Source organism: Arthrobacter sp. Marseille-P9274 (assembly GCF_946892675.1).
Classification (GTDB): domain Bacteria; phylum Actinomycetota; class Actinomycetes; order Actinomycetales; family Micrococcaceae; genus Crystallibacter.
The window spans coordinates 293,347-306,792 of record NZ_CAMPOV010000001.1; the positions used below are offsets into that span (position 1 = coordinate 293,347).

Genomic DNA, 13,446 nt, shown 5'->3' on the forward strand with positions numbered 1-13,446 from the left:
GAAAATTATACGGTGGCTATTCGAATAAGAAGCCGGGGTCGTTAATCGTTTACGTAGTTTTAGCCGAAATAGGCCCGCTGGTGGTACGAACGTTCAAAATCGACGAGTCTGTCGAGGGCCGGAACCAACTCATGCACCATCTGCCGGTACACCTCGTCATCGCGGCGGTAGGGGTCCACGACCTCGTCCTCCAGCGGGTCGGCTGCGTGGGTCTGATGCCGCTTCAGCGCAGCGAGATGGGGCAGCCGCTTCCAGCGGTACTCCACCTCCTCGTCAGATGTTCCCCCCGGAACGTCCATCTCAGGGTCTGCTGCGATCGCACCCACCATGCGGGCGAGTTCACGCACGGTGAAGGTGCGCTTGAGCAGACGCGGCATGAGGTTCAGGATCCGGTCCCGGTGCTCGACGCCCATCGCGAGGACCAGGTCCGCGTTCGCCAGATGCATCTCCTGTAGTTGCCGGGCGACGAAGCCGTCCGAGGTTCCGCCGAGCACGTGGAGCAAGCCTTCGGCCCGGGCGTCCATGGGCTTCCCGGTGAGGGCCTGGATACCGGCGCTGCGGACTTCGAACAGGCCCGGCCGGATCTCGTCGAACTTCTGCTGGAGGATACGCTCGGCCATGGGCGAGCGGCAGATGTTGCCGGTGCAGATGGTGAGGATGCGGATCATGGACTAAACCCTAGCGCCGGGGCGTCCGGCTCCGCCAAACGAAGAAGGCGCCGGTTAGATCCGCGGGGGCAGCAGCGGGTTGGCGGAGCGGCGGAGGACGGCGTTGATTTCGGCGCGAACGCGGCGTTCAGCGTCCTCGCCGAGGTCCAGGTTGAGGACGGCCTTCAGCGCGCGGGCCATGTCCGGAGCCGTGGCGACGAACTCGGCGAGCTCCGGATCGGACTGCAGCCGCGGCGCCATGCTACGGACGGTGTCGGCCGTCCAGCGATCGTTGCAGTGTCGGCTGGCCAGAACGTCGTAAGTTTCCATGGTCATCCTCCGGTGGCGGCTTCCACCCCCGGACGGCAGGACGCGCTCCGGCGGGTGCGAGTCGTCTCGCACCCCCACTCTGCCCCACCGTCCGGCGGGCCGAAGCCCATGTCGGCAAAAGTTCGGCCAACGTTCCCCGCCGGGTCTTCTCCGGTAGCTCACGTTGAGCTGACGGCAGGCACTCAGGCCGCACATCCGCCGTCGTACTCCCGGCCATGAATGGCGGGCGTAAATGATCCGTCAAGAAAGTGCCCCGGAGGGTGCGCACGCTGTCCCGCCGGTGTTTACTGCAACTGTGAACGCGCCGCGCCGGGCGGTGCGGGACGGAAGCCATGACGACATTGAGCTGGCCGCCGGCCGATCCATCGGCTCCGCGGCCAAGCCGCAGGGAAGCGCTGAGGAGCTGGCTGCTGTTTGGGCTGCAGGACAGCAAGGGAACCCATCTGGGCCCCGGCAGGGTTAGCGCGCCCTATGAGAAGAAGCACCCGTGGTGGCAGGTGATGTGCCTGACCGGCGTCGACTACTTCTCCACCCTGGGCTACCAGCCGGCGATCGCGGCGCTGGCCGTCGGGGTGATCTCCCCGCTGGCCACCGTGGTGCTGCTCGCCGTGACCCTGCTCGGCGCGCTGCCCGTCTACCGGCGGGTGGCCCGGGAAAGCCCTCATGGCGAAGGGTCCATCGCCATCTTCGAGCGGCTGCTGCCGGGCTGGGCGGGCAAGCTGCTGGTCCTGGTCCTGCTCGGTTTCGCCGCCACCGACTTCATGATCACCATGACGCTCTCGGCCGCCGACGCCACGGTCCACGCACTGGCGAACCCGGCCGCCCCGGGCTGGCTGGAGGGCCAGAACGTCCTGGTCACGCTCTTCCTGCTGGCGCTGCTGGGAGCGGTGTTCCTGCGCGGCTTTACGGAGGCGATCGGGGTCGCCGTCGTCCTGGTCGTCCTGTACCTGGGCCTCAACGCGGTGGTCGTGGCCAACGCGCTGCTGGAAGTCCTGGCCCATCCGGCGGCCCTGGACAACTGGTGGTCCGCCCTGTGGATGTCGCACGGCAACCCGTTCCTGGCGGTGGGCATCGCCCTGCTCGTCTTCCCCAAGCTGGCGCTGGGCTTGTCCGGCTTCGAAACCGGCGTGGCCGTGATGCCCCAGATCCGCGGCGACGAGGACGACACCGAGGACAAGCCGGAGGGCCGGATCCGCAGGACCCGGCACATGCTGGCCACCGCCGCTGTGATCATGAGCGTCTTCCTGATGAGCAGCAGCTTCGTCACCGTGGTCCTCATCCCGGCCGAAGAATTCCAGCCCGGCGGGCAGGCCAACGGGCGCGCGCTGGCCTACCTGGCGCACGAGCATTTCGGAGCTGGCTTCGGCAGCCTCTACGACCTAAGCACCATCGCCATTCTCTGGTTCGCCGGCGCGTCCGCGATGGCGGGCCTGCTGAACCTAGTCCCCCGGTACCTCCCCCGCTACGGGATGGCCCCGGTCTGGGCCAAGGCCGTCCGGCCGCTGGTGCTGGTGTTCAGCCTCATCGGCTTCCTGATTACCTGGCTCTTCGGCGCCGACGTGGTGGCTCAGGGCGGGGCCTACGCCACCGGTTTCCTGGTCCTGATGACGTCGGCAGCGGTGGCGGCCACGCTCTCGGCCCGCCGCCGGAAGCAGCACCGCCGGACCATCACGTTCGGCGCCATCTCGCTGGTCTTCACGTACACCACGGTCGCCAACATCTTCGAACGGCCCGAGGGCATCCGGATCGCCGCCCTCTTCATCGCCGGCATCATCGTCGTCTCGCTGCTGTCCCGGGTGGGCCGGTCCTTCCAGCTGCACGCCACCCGAGTCCACCTGGACCAGCAGGCGCTGGAGTTCATGGCCCCGATCCTCGAAGGACCCATCGCGCTGATCGCGCACGAGCCCTCGGACAGCGGCGCCGCCGACTACCGGCAGAAGGTGGCCGCCGCCGTCGAAATCGGCCACCTGCCCCTCACCGAGGAGCCGCTCTTCCTCGAAGTGGTCATCGACGACTCCTCCGAGTTCGAAACCGAGCTGCGGGTCAAAGGCGTGACCCGGCACGGCTACCGGGTCCTCGAGGTCCACGGCCCGGGCGTCCCCAACACCATCGCCTCCGTGCTGCTCCACATCCGCGACGTCACCGGGCTGATGCCCCACATCTACTTCCGCTGGACCGAGGGCAGTCCCCTCGCCAACTTCCTGCGCTTCCTCTTCCTGGGCGTTGGCGAAATCGCTCCGCTCACCCGAGAGGTGCTCCGCGAAGCAGAACCGGACACCGCCCGGCGCCCGCAGGTCCACGTCGGCTGAGCCGGTCCGCGTGGTTACCAGGACGGCAGTGCCGGCAACGGGCCCTCCGCCTGGATATGTTCGGCATCGCCGCGGGACAGCCACTGGAGCAGGCCCTCGCGGTCGGACTCGACGCGCAGGCCACCGTCGCCGATGACCCACTCGTCGCCCTCTTCGGTCACCAGCGTCATTCCCGGCGCGTCCTTGCTGCGCAGCGTACCCACCACGGAGTCGAGGGCATTCAGCAGCGAGTCCGGGTCGGCCTCCTCGATGGTCCAGGCCGTGTCCAGATCATGATGATGCACCACCACCTCGGCGATCCGCAGCGCCACGATCGACGTCGAGGGAAGAACCTTGGTGTTGACCCGCACCTCGGGGGCCGCGAGCTCCCCGCCCAGCCGCTGGGCCTGCTCGGCGAAGTTCCGGGCGGACTCCCGCAGCTCCGCAACGAGCTCTTCCCGCGGCAGGGCCGCCAGGTTGGAGATCGCCTCCGCGCGGGCCTCCGGCGAGGCATACATCGGGCGCTCCTCGCCGGACGTTGCCCAGTCGATGAGGTTCAGCAGGGCGTGGCTGTTGGAGGCGACGTGGGCGATGACGTCGGCCCGGGTCCACCCCTCGCACAGGGAGGGAGCGGCCAGCTCGTCGTCGGAGAGGGACGAGACGGTGGCCAGGAACATGCCGGTTTCCCGATCCAGACGGGAGAGGTCCGAGTGCAGAAGTGATCGATTGCTCATGCCGCCAGCCTAGCCACGGGCCCGCGTCCAAACCATTATCCCTGCCGCGCTGTTCCATATCGGGATCGTATGGGCCGCGGCGGACGCGGGTTCGGGGCTGTTCCGCACGGCAACGGCGGCGCCGATGAATCGGCGCCGCCGTTGCGGATGGGGTGGCAGGCCGCGGCGGGCCAGGCCTACTTGCGCAGCGCGGGCTCCGGTTCGGCGGCCGCTTCCGGCTCGGCCGCACGTTCCGGCTCGCCCGCAGCGGCGTCCACCTCGACCGAGGCGTTCCCACCGCGCCGGTACCGCCAGACGCCCAGCGCCACGACGACGGCGGCCAGCGCCACCGACAGGATCAGCGACTCACGGGTCTCCTCGAGGATGACCATGCCGATGAGCAGCGCGACGATGCTGCCGATCGCCAGCCAGGTCAGGTACGGGAAGAACCACATCTTCAGCGTCAGGTTCTTGGCCTCTGTACCCAAGCGCCGGCGCAGGATCAGCTGCGAGGCGGCGATGACCAGCCAGACGAACAGGGCGATGGCGCCCGAGGTGTTGACCAGGAACAGGAACACGGTGTCCGGTGCGATGTAGTTCAGGCCCACGGTGATGAAGCCGACCACGGTCGAGGCCAGCACCGGGGCCACGGGCACGCCGCGCTTGGAGATCCTGGTCCAGGAGCGCGGAGCGTCGCCGCGGGTGGAGAGGGAGAACAGCATGCGGCTGGCGGTGTAGAGGCCGGAGTTCAGGCAGGACAGCACCGAGGTCAGCACGATGATGTCCATGATCACGCCGGCGCCCGGGATCCCGTACAGCTCCATGACCGCCACGTAGGGGCTCTTCGCCACGGAGGTGTCGTTCCACGGCAGCAGGGTCACCACGATCGCGATCGAGCCGATGTAGAAGACCAGGATGCGCCACACGGTGGAGCGCACGGCCTTCTTAACCGCGTCGACCGGGTTGGCGGATTCGCCCGCGGCGATGGTGGCGATTTCCGCGCCGAAGAAGGAGAAGACGACGACGAGGATGCCCGCCAGCACGGCGGCGCCGCCGTTCGGGAAGAAGCCGCCCTGGCCGGTCAGGTTGGTCAGGCCCGGGGCGTCAACGCCGGGCAGCAGCCCGAGGATCGCGGCGATGCCGAACAGCAGGAAGCCCACGATCGCGGCCACCTTGATGGAGGCGAACCAGAACTCGAACTCGCCGAAGGACTTCACCGAGGCGACGTTGGTCAGGGTCAGCAGCACCATCAGGATCAGCGCCCAGACCCACTGGTCCACGCCGGGAACCCAGCGGTGCACGATCGCCGCACCCGCGGTGGCCTCGATGCCGAGCACGATGATCCAGAACCAGGCGTAGAGCCAGCCGATGCTGAAGCCGGCCCAGCGGCCCAGTGCCTTGTCCGCATAGGTGGAGAAGGAGCCGGTCTCCGGGTTGGAGGCGGCCATTTCGCCGAGCATCCGCATCACCAGGATCACCACGAGGCCCGCGGCGGCGTAGGCCACGAGGATGCCGGGGCCGGCCTGCTGGATCGCGGCACCGGAGCCGACGAACAGCCCCGCGCCGATGACGCCGGCGATGGCGATCATCGACAGGTGCCGGGGCTTCAGCGACTTGGACAGGCCGGGCGATGCGGCGCCGGCCGGCTGAGTAGGCGCGTCAGAGCGCATGAAACGTACTCCTTGATTGGAAGAACTCCGGCGCCGCGGCACCGTGAGGCGGGCGCGGTCGGCCCGGCCAAGACGAGCGTGGACCGGAAGTTTCGTAAGGGATCCCCTAGCCGCTAGGACGGGCGGTGAGGGGCAGGCATCATCGTCCCGATCTAGTATGCACCGTCACGCCCATCAGCAAAATCAACGGATCGTGATGGATACCCTTCGGCTTTCCCGATGCATCGCCTCCACCCAAGCAAGGGCAATCCACCTTGGGCCCTGTTGCTTCCGCGCAGCTGGTGCTTGGATGGCGGCAGGTGTATCCGAAACTCCATCCTCAGGAGGAGCCATGGCAGACCAGTCGGCGCAGCAGCGGGCCAAGCAGCCCAGAACCGCCTTGGCCGGGCCGTACGGCCACCCCTTCCATCCGATCCTGATCACCGTCCCGATCGGCGCATGGATCGCCGTGGTCATCTTCGACCTCGCGGCCATCTTCACCGAGGACTCGGAGGTGTTCGCGCGCGGCGCCGTGTGGCTGACCGGGATCGGCATTGTCGGCGCGCTGGTCGCCGCGATTTTCGGGTTCCTCGACTACGCACAGCTGGCAGCGGGCACCAAGGCGAAGCGGACGGCGACGATCCACATGGCGCTGAACTTGCTGGTCACCGTGCTGTTCCTGATCGCGTTCCTGGTCCGCCAGGCCGCCGGGTACCAGGACCTGAGCGTGGTCGGCTTCATCCTTAGCATCATCGGGCTGGGCCTGCTCTCCGCGTCGGGCTACCTCGGCGGGATGCTCGCCTACCACTACGGGGTCCGGGTGGCGGACGAACAGACCCAGAGCGAGGGGTTCCGGTAGGTGGTGCGCCGCCACAGGAACGACGACGGCGGGGCGCCCGTGGTGGTGATCGTCGGCGCCTCGAGCGGGATCGGTCGCGCAACGGCGCACGAGTTCGCCCGGCGCGGCGCCCGGCTGGTGCTCGCGGCGCGGAGCGAATCCAGTCTGGCCGAGGCTGCGGAGGAATGCCGCGCGCTGGGCGGACAGGCCGTGACCGTGCCCACCGACGTGACGGTCGAGGCGCAGGTGGAGCGCCTGGCCCGGACCGCGGTGCGGGAATTCGGCCGGATCGACGTCTGGGTCGGCGCGGCGTCCGTCTACGCGTACGGGACCGTGGAACAGACACCCGTCGCCGTGTTCCGCCGGCTGCTCGAGACCAACCTGACCGGGCAGCTGCACGGGATCCGGGCGGTGCTGCCGCAATTCCGGGAGCAGGGCCGGGGCGTGCTGATCATGGTCGGCTCCATTTATTCGAGGATCGGCACGCCGTATGTCTCCGCCTACGCCGCGAGCAAGGCCGGCCTGCTCCGGCTTGGCGAGGTGCTGCGCCAGGAACTGCATGCAGAGAAGGACATCCACGTCTGCCTGGTACTGCCCGCGTCCATCGATACGCCGATCTTCCAGCACGCCGCGAACTACACCGGGCACAATGTCAGGCCGCTGCCGCCCGTGGCCGGGCCGAAGCGCGTGGCCCGGCAGATCGTGAAGCTGGCGTCCCGTCCGCGGCCCGAGGCCATGGCCGGGCTGGCACAGCGGACCTTCGTCCCGCTGCACGACCTGCTCCCCCGCGTCCATGACGCGCTGGTCCCCGTCCTAATGGACCGGATTGCCCTCGGGAGACCCGGCGCAGCATTGGGGGAACCTCACGTTGCCCCAGACACTGGAACCGTGTTCGCGCCCCGGCCCGAGTCCAACGCGGTCACGGGCGGCTGGCGCTCGGTGAGGGCACGCCTGCTGCTGGCCGGCGCACTCGCCGCTGGCGCCGCCGTCGTCGGCGGGACACGAAGGAAACGTTGACAGGGAAAAGCGCCCGGCGGTCACAGGCCGTGATGGCGAATGACCTGCCGGGCGCCCGGGGAGGAATAGGGGACGCTACCGGACGGTATCGCGGCGGCGATCCCGGGTGAGGGCGACGCCGAGCAGGATCATGCCGACGCCCAGGACGAAGTGCAGCCAGTCGTCGGCGGTGTTCACCGGGACGAAGTTCGCTGCCGAGTCCTTATTAATGAACAGCCCGTAGAGCCACAGGACCAGGTAGATCACGCCGCCCCAGATCAGATAGTTGCGGCTGCCGGAAATGCTGCGGGCCACCGCGATGCCGGCGGCACCGAACAGCAGGTGCACGATGTTGTGCAGGATCGAGACCTGGAAGACGCCCAGGAGCAGCGCCTCCGAGTGGTGGCCGGCTGCGCCGAGCTGGTCGTAGTTCGAGGTGATCCCGGGGATGAAGCCGAGGATGCCGACGAGGAGAAAGACGGCGCCGACGGCCAGGGCAGCCTTCTGCACGTTTTCAGGCCCCGCGAAATGGCGACAGCGGCAGTATCGTCCCGCGCGAAGCGAACCGATACTGCCGCGGCAAAGGCGGGCACCGCCGTCGTTGGTGCCGGCCGCAGGCGCCGCCGCCGATAGCGCGGAGGTGGGCGCCGCCGTCGTTGTTTACGCCAGGCACTCGGCTGCGGTGACGCTGGACTCCGGCACGGGCACGAGGCGGCTGAGCTGGGTGACGTGCCGGGGTTCGAGCTCCTCGAGCGAGGAGACGCCGAGCAGGGCCATGGTGCGCTCGATCTCGCTGCGGAGGATGCCGACCATGCGGTCGACGCCCTCGCGGCCCCCGGCCATCAGGCCGTAGAGATAGGCGCGGCCGACGAGCGTGAACTTCGCGCCGAGGGCGACGGCGGCGACGATGTCCGCGCCGTTCCGGATGCCGGTGTCGATCATGACCGTCGCGTCGCGGCCCACCTCGCGGACCACCTTAGGCAGCAGGTGGAACGGCACGGGGGCGCGGTCGAGCTGGCGGCCGCCGTGGTTGGAGAGGATGATGCCGTCGACGCCGAGCTCGACGAGCCTGGCCGCGTCCGGCACATTCTGCACGCCCTTGACGACGAGCTTGCCCGGCCACATCGCGCGGATGATCTCCAGGTCCTCGTAGGAGATGGTCGGGTCCATCGAGGAGTTCAGCAGGTCACCCACGGTGCCGCCGGTCGAGGACAGCGAGGCGAATTCGAGCTTGGGCGTGGTCAGGAAGTCGATCCACCACCACGGGCGCGGGATCGCGTTCAGGACGGTGCCGGCGGTGAGCTGCGGCGGGATGGAGAAGCCGTTGCGCTTGTCCCGCATCCGGTGCCCGGCGACGGGGGTGTCGACGGTGAACATGAGGGTGTCGAAGCCGGCCTGCGCGGCGCGTTCTACCAGGCCGTAGGAGATTTCGCGCTCGCGCATGACGTAGAGCTGGAACCAGTTGCGGCCGGCAGGGTTGGCGGCCTTCACGTTCTCGATGGAGGTGGTGCCCAGCGTGGACAGGGTGAACGGGATGCCCGCGGCTCCGGCGGCACCGGCCCCGGCGACCTCGCCCTCGGTCTGCATGAGGCGGGTGAACCCGGTCGGGGCGATGCCGAAGGGCAGGGCCGAGAGGCCGCCGAGGATGGTGGTCGAGGTGTCGACGTGGGCCGCCGGCTTGAGGATGTCCGGGTGGAATTCGATGTCCTCGAAGGCCTGGCAGGCGCGCTGCATCGAGATCTCGCCCTCGGCGCCGCCGTCGGTGTAGTCGAAGGCGGCCGCGGGGGTGCGCCGCTTGGCGATGCGGCGCAGGTCGTCGATGGTGAGTGCCGCGTCGAGCCGGCGCTTCTTGCCGTTCAGCTCGGGCTTCTTGAACTGCATGAGTTCAAAGATTTCTGCGGGTTTGGGAAGCTGGCGGTTCATGGTGCTGGTCCTCTCTGGAAATCCTGGAAACAGTCCTGTCCGGAAACGGTGCTGCCGGGTGCTTTAGCTGTCCTGGTGCGCGACGCGCTTGATGAAGAAGGACGCCACGATCGAAACGGATGCGCAGCCGGCGACGTAGACGGCGATGGGCCACCACTGTCCACCGCTGACCTCGAAGAGCCAGGCCGCGATGATCGGGGCGGTGCCGCCGAAGATCGCCGCGCCGAGCTGGTAGCCGAGCGAGGCGCCGGTGTAGCGGACCTCGGGGGCGAAGTTTTCGGCGATCAGCGTGCCGAGGATCGCGTTGACGCTGCCCCACAGGATGCCGAATCCGACGATAGTTCCCACGAACAGTGCCACGGTGGCACCCGTGTTGATCACGAGGTAGTAGGGCACCACGAGCAGGATCGTAGCCGTGGCCGACCAGCGGTAGAGCTTGGCGCGCGGAATGCTGTCGGAGATGCGCCCGAAGATGGGCATCCAGATCGTCGCAACGAGCGCGGCCGCCGCGACGGCGAGGAGGACGGTATTCTGCCGCGCTCCGAGGACGCCGGTGGCGTAGGCGATGACGTAGGTGCCGAAGATGTAGAACGGGCCCGTTTCGGCGGCCTTCGCGCCGATCGAGACCAGCACGGCGCCGCGGTGCTTCGTGAGGACCTCCTTGATCGGCAGGCGCAGCTGGGCGCCCTTCTCCCGCACCCGCTTGAACTCGGGGGTCTCGTCGAGGCCGTTGCGGATCCAGAGGCCGATGAAGACGAGCACCACGCTGCCGACGAACGGCACGCGCCAGCCCCACGTCATGAACTGCCCGTCCGGGAGCATCGTGAGGAGCGCGACGACGCCGGCGGCGAGCAGCATGCCCAGGCTGATGCCCATCTGCGGCACGGCCCCGTAGAGGCCGCGGCGGTTCTTCGGCGCGTACTCGTAGGCGAGCAGGAGTGCGCCGCCCCATTCGCCGCCGATGCCCAGGCCCTGCAGGATGCGGAAGGCGATGAGCAGGATCGGGGCGGCGATGCCGATGGCCGCGTAGTCGGGCAGCAGGCCGATGGCGACGGTGCCGCCGCCCATCAGCATGAGCGTGATGAAGAGGGTCTTCTTGCGGCCGATGCGGTCGCCGATATGCGAGAAGATGATGCCGCCCAGGGGACGGAAGAAGAACGTCAGCGAGAACGAGATGTAGGCGAGCAGCGTCGACACGAACTCGTTGTCGCTCGGGAAAAAGAGCTTGTTGAAGACCAGGGCTGCAACCGTGCCGTAGACGAGGAAGTCGAACCACTCGATGACGCTGCCGCTGAGGCTGCCGAGCAGCACTCGGTAGTTCAGCTTCTCCGGGGTCTGGGTTTTTTGCGAGGACGTAGTGACCGTCACGAATTTCTCCTATGGGAATCGGAGCCTATGTGGCCCTACCATGTGGTCCGACCACAGAAAACTGTAGGGTGTGACTGCTGCCACGTCAAGGTGTGGCGCAGCTTTCATTCCGATCGATGCGCATAGCCCGGCGCTCACTGAATCGTTTCCCATTTGGAACCTTGCGGCCGGCCTGGGGCAGCGCGGCCGCGCGTAGAGTGCTGCTTGGATCTTCCGTCCGGCCCGTCATGAGGAGCAGGGATATGTCACTTCGCTGGACTGCGGCCCTTGCGGCGGCCGTGGTGCTCGGCCTGACCACGGCGGCACCCCAAGGACCGGCGCAGGCGAGCAGTCCGCCGTCGTCCCTTGTCCTGGAGACTACGGCCGCGGTTCCCACCCCGGCGCAGCAGCTGGCCAAGCTGACCCTGGACCAGCGGATCGGCCAGGTGGTCATGGGCGGCGTCCCGGCTACCGGTGCCAGCAGCAGCGACCTGGCCATGATCAAGCGCTTCCACATGGGGAATATCTTCCTGTCGGGCCGCAGTTCCAAGGGCGTCGCCGCCACCCGAAGGGTGACCGACGCCCTGCGCGCGACCGTATCCTCGCGCTCCACCGGTGGCATTCCCCTGTTCATCGCCACCGACCAGGAAGGCGGATATGTCCAGGTGCTCAGCGGCCCGGGCTTTGAAAAAATTCCGACCGCTCTGCATCAAGGCCGCTGGCTTCCACGTTCCGTGCAGGTCAGCGCTCAGCGATGGGGCGGGCAGCTGCGCTCTGCCGGGGTGAATGTGAACCTGGCGCCGGTGGCAGATACCGTTCCGGCGTCCATCGGGGCCTACAACCTTCCCATCGGCTACTGGAACCGCGAGTTCGGCAACACCCCCGAACACGTAGCCGCCGACGTGGTGGCGTTTTCGAAGGGCATGAAGGCGTCTGGGGTCGCCCCGGTCATCAAGCATTTCCCGGGGCTGGGCCGCGTACATCTGAACACCGACATTTCGCGCGGCGTCACGGACACCGTCACGACGCGCCGCGATGCCTACCTGCGGCCGTTCAAGGACGGCATCGGTGCGGGTGCCCGCTGGGTCATGGTGTCCAACGCCTACTATTCAAAGATCGACGCCCGCCACATCGGCCCGTTCTCGCCAACCATCATGCGAACCATGCTGCGCACCGAACTGGGCTTCACCGGCATCGTGATCTCCGACGACCTGTGCAATGCGGCGCAGCTCTCCCCTTGGTCCTACAGCACGCGGGCACGTGCCTTCTTCAACGCCGGCGGCACCATGCTGCTGTGCACCGACGCCCGCGACCTGCCCGCCATGCAGCGGTACCTGCACAACTACGCGCTGGCCCATCCTGCCTTCCGGGCGAAGATCGATGCGGCAGCGCTGAAGGTGCTCGAAGTGAAGCATGCGGGGACGTAGACGCCGCCCGGCTGTAATTTACCCCGGCCTCGGCACTCGCCAATCCTGATGGGCGGGCTAGTTGGCCGTTTCCAGGTAGTACCCGCGGATGTGTTCACGCACGGCTTCCGCGGCCCGCTGGCGCTCCCCGCTGCGCAGGGCGTCGAAGATCGCGCGGTGTTCGGACCGCAGGCGGGCGGCGGTGGTCGTCCAGTCCGGAAGCGCCTGGGCGCGGGCAAGAGTGTGGTCGGCAATGGCAGTACGCAGCGCGTCCATGAGCGTGCTGATGAGCGGGTTCCCGGCGGTCCGCGAAACCGTCACGTGGAACTCGGCATCGAGCTGCAGGAAGTCCTCGACGGCGATGTCCGGGTCATCCATCAGCTTCAGGAGGCGCTCGGCCGAGTCCCAGTCTCCCCTGCCCGGGTCCGAGTGTTCCGCAGCCCACGTCTCAAGCAGCAGGCGCATCTCGTACACGTGCGAGTGCTCGACGTGGCTCGTCGCGATCTGCAGGTTGAGCAGCAGCGCCATCGCCTGGGCGGGTGCCGCGGTGACAACGGTGCCCGACCGCGGGCCGGAGCCCGTCGAGGCCTGGATGGTTCCCAGCGCCTCGAGGACCTTTAATGCTTCACGCAGGGAGCTGCGGGAAACCTTCAGGGTCTCGGCGAGGGCTCGCTCGCTGGGCAGGTGGTCGCCGATGCGCAGGCGGCCGCTGGAGAGCTCCTCGGTCACCCAATTCATCACTGCTTCGTGCGCTTTCATCGCCACCGATTATCTCAGGTCAGACAGGACGGGGGCGGCTACTTCGCCTCCTCCGGGGCGCCGGGGGCGCCGTCGATGCCGACGCTGACGTCATGCCCGACGGCGGTGCCGTGCTCCACGGTCCGAGAGACCGTGCAGTACTTGTCGTGCGAGAGGGCGACGAGTCGTTCGACCATGCCGGCCGCCTTGCGTCCGCCGTCGTCGTCGGGGAAGGCGAGCCTGAACGAAAGGTTCAGATCCTCCATCCGGTTCGCCCCGCCCTCCTCGACGATCTTGTTCCCCGTGGCCTCGATCCGGAACTCCGAGGGTTCGGAGCTGCGGGAAGTCGCGATGTCCACGTCGATGGCCGAGCAGCCCGCGATGGCGGCCAGCAGCAGCTCCACGGGAGACAGCAGGCCCTCGCCCTGGCCGAATTCGACCTCAGCCCCGGCAGCATTGCGGGCGGTGTAGCGGCCGGTGGCGGTGCGGGACAGCTCGATGGAACGCAGGGCGGAATCCGGGTTTTGGCTCATGGGCCCATCATGCCACCGCCGCTGACGGCCGCCGGCAT

At 68.0% G+C, this 13,446-nt stretch carries 13 protein-coding genes; 4 read left to right on the plus strand and 9 right to left on the minus strand.

Annotated elements, in window-relative coordinates:
* Nucleotides 1–59: 59 nt before the first annotated feature.
* Both OC550_RS01360 and OC550_RS01365 read right to left on the minus strand, forming a co-directional pair.
* Complete coding sequence (locus tag OC550_RS01360) at nucleotides 60–668, minus strand: low molecular weight phosphatase family protein (RefSeq protein ID WP_262103517.1); 609 nt, start codon at nucleotides 666–668, stop codon at nucleotides 60–62.
* Nucleotides 669–722: 54 nt separating this feature from the next.
* On the minus strand, nucleotides 723–977 hold the full coding sequence (locus OC550_RS01365; protein ID WP_262103518.1) for a hypothetical protein: 255 nt from the start codon (nucleotides 975–977) through the stop codon (nucleotides 723–725).
* Between the two features lie 332 nt (nucleotides 978–1,309).
* Between OC550_RS01365 and OC550_RS01370 the strand changes: the two genes are divergently transcribed.
* The gene (locus tag OC550_RS01370) at nucleotides 1,310–3,286 is read left to right on the plus strand and encodes an amino acid transporter (protein WP_262103519.1); all 1,977 of its coding nucleotides are present in this window, start codon (nucleotides 1,310–1,312) and stop codon (nucleotides 3,284–3,286) included.
* 14 nt (nucleotides 3,287–3,300) lie between these two features.
* On the opposite strand, the gene OC550_RS01375 is transcribed toward OC550_RS01370, so the two are convergent.
* Together OC550_RS01375 and OC550_RS01380 are read right to left on the minus strand one after the other, a co-directional pair.
* Entirely contained in the window at nucleotides 3,301–3,999 is a 699-nt protein-coding gene (locus tag OC550_RS01375) for a maleylpyruvate isomerase family mycothiol-dependent enzyme (protein WP_262103520.1), read from the minus strand.
* 176 nt (nucleotides 4,000–4,175) lie between these two features.
* Nucleotides 4,176–5,648, minus strand: a complete 1,473-nt coding sequence (locus tag OC550_RS01380; RefSeq protein WP_262103521.1) for an amino acid permease — start codon at nucleotides 5,646–5,648, stop codon at nucleotides 4,176–4,178.
* Between the two features lie 331 nt (nucleotides 5,649–5,979).
* On the opposite strand from OC550_RS01380, the gene OC550_RS01385 reads away from it, so the two are divergent.
* Both OC550_RS01385 and OC550_RS01390 read left to right on the plus strand, forming a co-directional pair.
* Nucleotides 5,980–6,486 (plus strand): DUF2231 domain-containing protein, encoded by a 507-nt coding sequence (locus OC550_RS01385; protein ID WP_262103522.1) that lies wholly within the window; start codon nucleotides 5,980–5,982, stop codon nucleotides 6,484–6,486.
* A gap of 3 nt (nucleotides 6,487–6,489) precedes the next feature.
* A complete protein-coding gene (locus OC550_RS01390; protein ID WP_262103523.1) occupies nucleotides 6,490–7,482 on the plus strand; it encodes an SDR family NAD(P)-dependent oxidoreductase in 993 nt (330 codons plus the stop codon).
* A 75-nt stretch (nucleotides 7,483–7,557) separates the two neighbouring features.
* Here OC550_RS01390 and OC550_RS01395 read toward each other — a convergent pair whose 3' ends face one another.
* From OC550_RS01395 to OC550_RS01405, 3 genes are all read right to left on the minus strand, one after another.
* Nucleotides 7,558–7,971 carry a DUF4383 domain-containing protein gene (locus OC550_RS01395; RefSeq protein WP_262103524.1) on the minus strand — a complete coding sequence of 138 codons (414 nt, stop codon included), beginning with the start codon at nucleotides 7,969–7,971 and terminating at the stop codon, nucleotides 7,558–7,560.
* 150 nt (nucleotides 7,972–8,121) lie between these two features.
* A complete protein-coding gene (locus OC550_RS01400; protein ID WP_262103525.1) occupies nucleotides 8,122–9,384 on the minus strand; it encodes an alpha-hydroxy acid oxidase in 1,263 nt (420 codons plus the stop codon).
* 63 nt (nucleotides 9,385–9,447) lie between these two features.
* A complete protein-coding gene (locus OC550_RS01405; RefSeq protein WP_262103526.1) occupies nucleotides 9,448–10,752 on the minus strand; it encodes an MFS transporter in 1,305 nt (434 codons plus the stop codon).
* A 242-nt stretch (nucleotides 10,753–10,994) separates the two neighbouring features.
* On the opposite strand from OC550_RS01405, the gene OC550_RS01410 reads away from it, so the two are divergent.
* Nucleotides 10,995–12,158, plus strand: coding sequence for a glycoside hydrolase family 3 N-terminal domain-containing protein (locus OC550_RS01410; RefSeq protein WP_262103527.1), 1,164 nt, complete (start codon nucleotides 10,995–10,997; stop codon nucleotides 12,156–12,158).
* A gap of 57 nt (nucleotides 12,159–12,215) precedes the next feature.
* On the opposite strand, the gene OC550_RS01415 is transcribed toward OC550_RS01410, so the two are convergent.
* Together OC550_RS01415 and OC550_RS01420 are read right to left on the minus strand one after the other, a co-directional pair.
* A complete protein-coding gene (locus tag OC550_RS01415) occupies nucleotides 12,216–12,896 on the minus strand; it encodes a FadR/GntR family transcriptional regulator (protein ID WP_262103528.1) in 681 nt (226 codons plus the stop codon).
* 38 nt (nucleotides 12,897–12,934) lie between these two features.
* Nucleotides 12,935–13,408 (minus strand): OsmC family protein, encoded by a 474-nt coding sequence (locus OC550_RS01420; protein WP_262103529.1) that lies wholly within the window; start codon nucleotides 13,406–13,408, stop codon nucleotides 12,935–12,937.
* Between the last annotated feature and the right edge of the window lie 38 nt (nucleotides 13,409–13,446).

Excerpts from the sequence above, each read along its gene's own strand:
- OC550_RS01420 (WP_262103529.1), bottom strand. The coding sequence starts at position 13,408 with ATGAGCCAAAACCCGGATTCCGCCCTGCGTTCCATCGAGCTGTCCCGC.
- OC550_RS01410 (WP_262103527.1), top strand. The coding sequence starts at position 10,995 with ATGTCACTTCGCTGGACTGCGGCCCTTGCGGCGGCCGTGGTGCTCGGC.
- OC550_RS01365 (WP_262103518.1), bottom strand. The coding sequence starts at position 977 with ATGGAAACTTACGACGTTCTGGCCAGCCGACACTGCAACGATCGCTGG.
- OC550_RS01380 (WP_262103521.1), bottom strand. The coding sequence starts at position 5,648 with ATGCGCTCTGACGCGCCTACTCAGCCGGCCGGCGCCGCATCGCCCGGC.
- OC550_RS01375 (WP_262103520.1), bottom strand. The coding sequence starts at position 3,999 with ATGAGCAATCGATCACTTCTGCACTCGGACCTCTCCCGTCTGGATCGG.
- OC550_RS01400 (WP_262103525.1), bottom strand. The coding sequence starts at position 9,384 with ATGAACCGCCAGCTTCCCAAACCCGCAGAAATCTTTGAACTCATGCAG.
- OC550_RS01415 (WP_262103528.1), bottom strand. The coding sequence starts at position 12,896 with ATGAAAGCGCACGAAGCAGTGATGAATTGGGTGACCGAGGAGCTCTCC.
- OC550_RS01360 (WP_262103517.1), bottom strand. The coding sequence starts at position 668 with ATGATCCGCATCCTCACCATCTGCACCGGCAACATCTGCCGCTCGCCC.
- OC550_RS01370 (WP_262103519.1), top strand. The coding sequence starts at position 1,310 with ATGACGACATTGAGCTGGCCGCCGGCCGATCCATCGGCTCCGCGGCCA.
- OC550_RS01385 (WP_262103522.1), top strand. The coding sequence starts at position 5,980 with ATGGCAGACCAGTCGGCGCAGCAGCGGGCCAAGCAGCCCAGAACCGCC.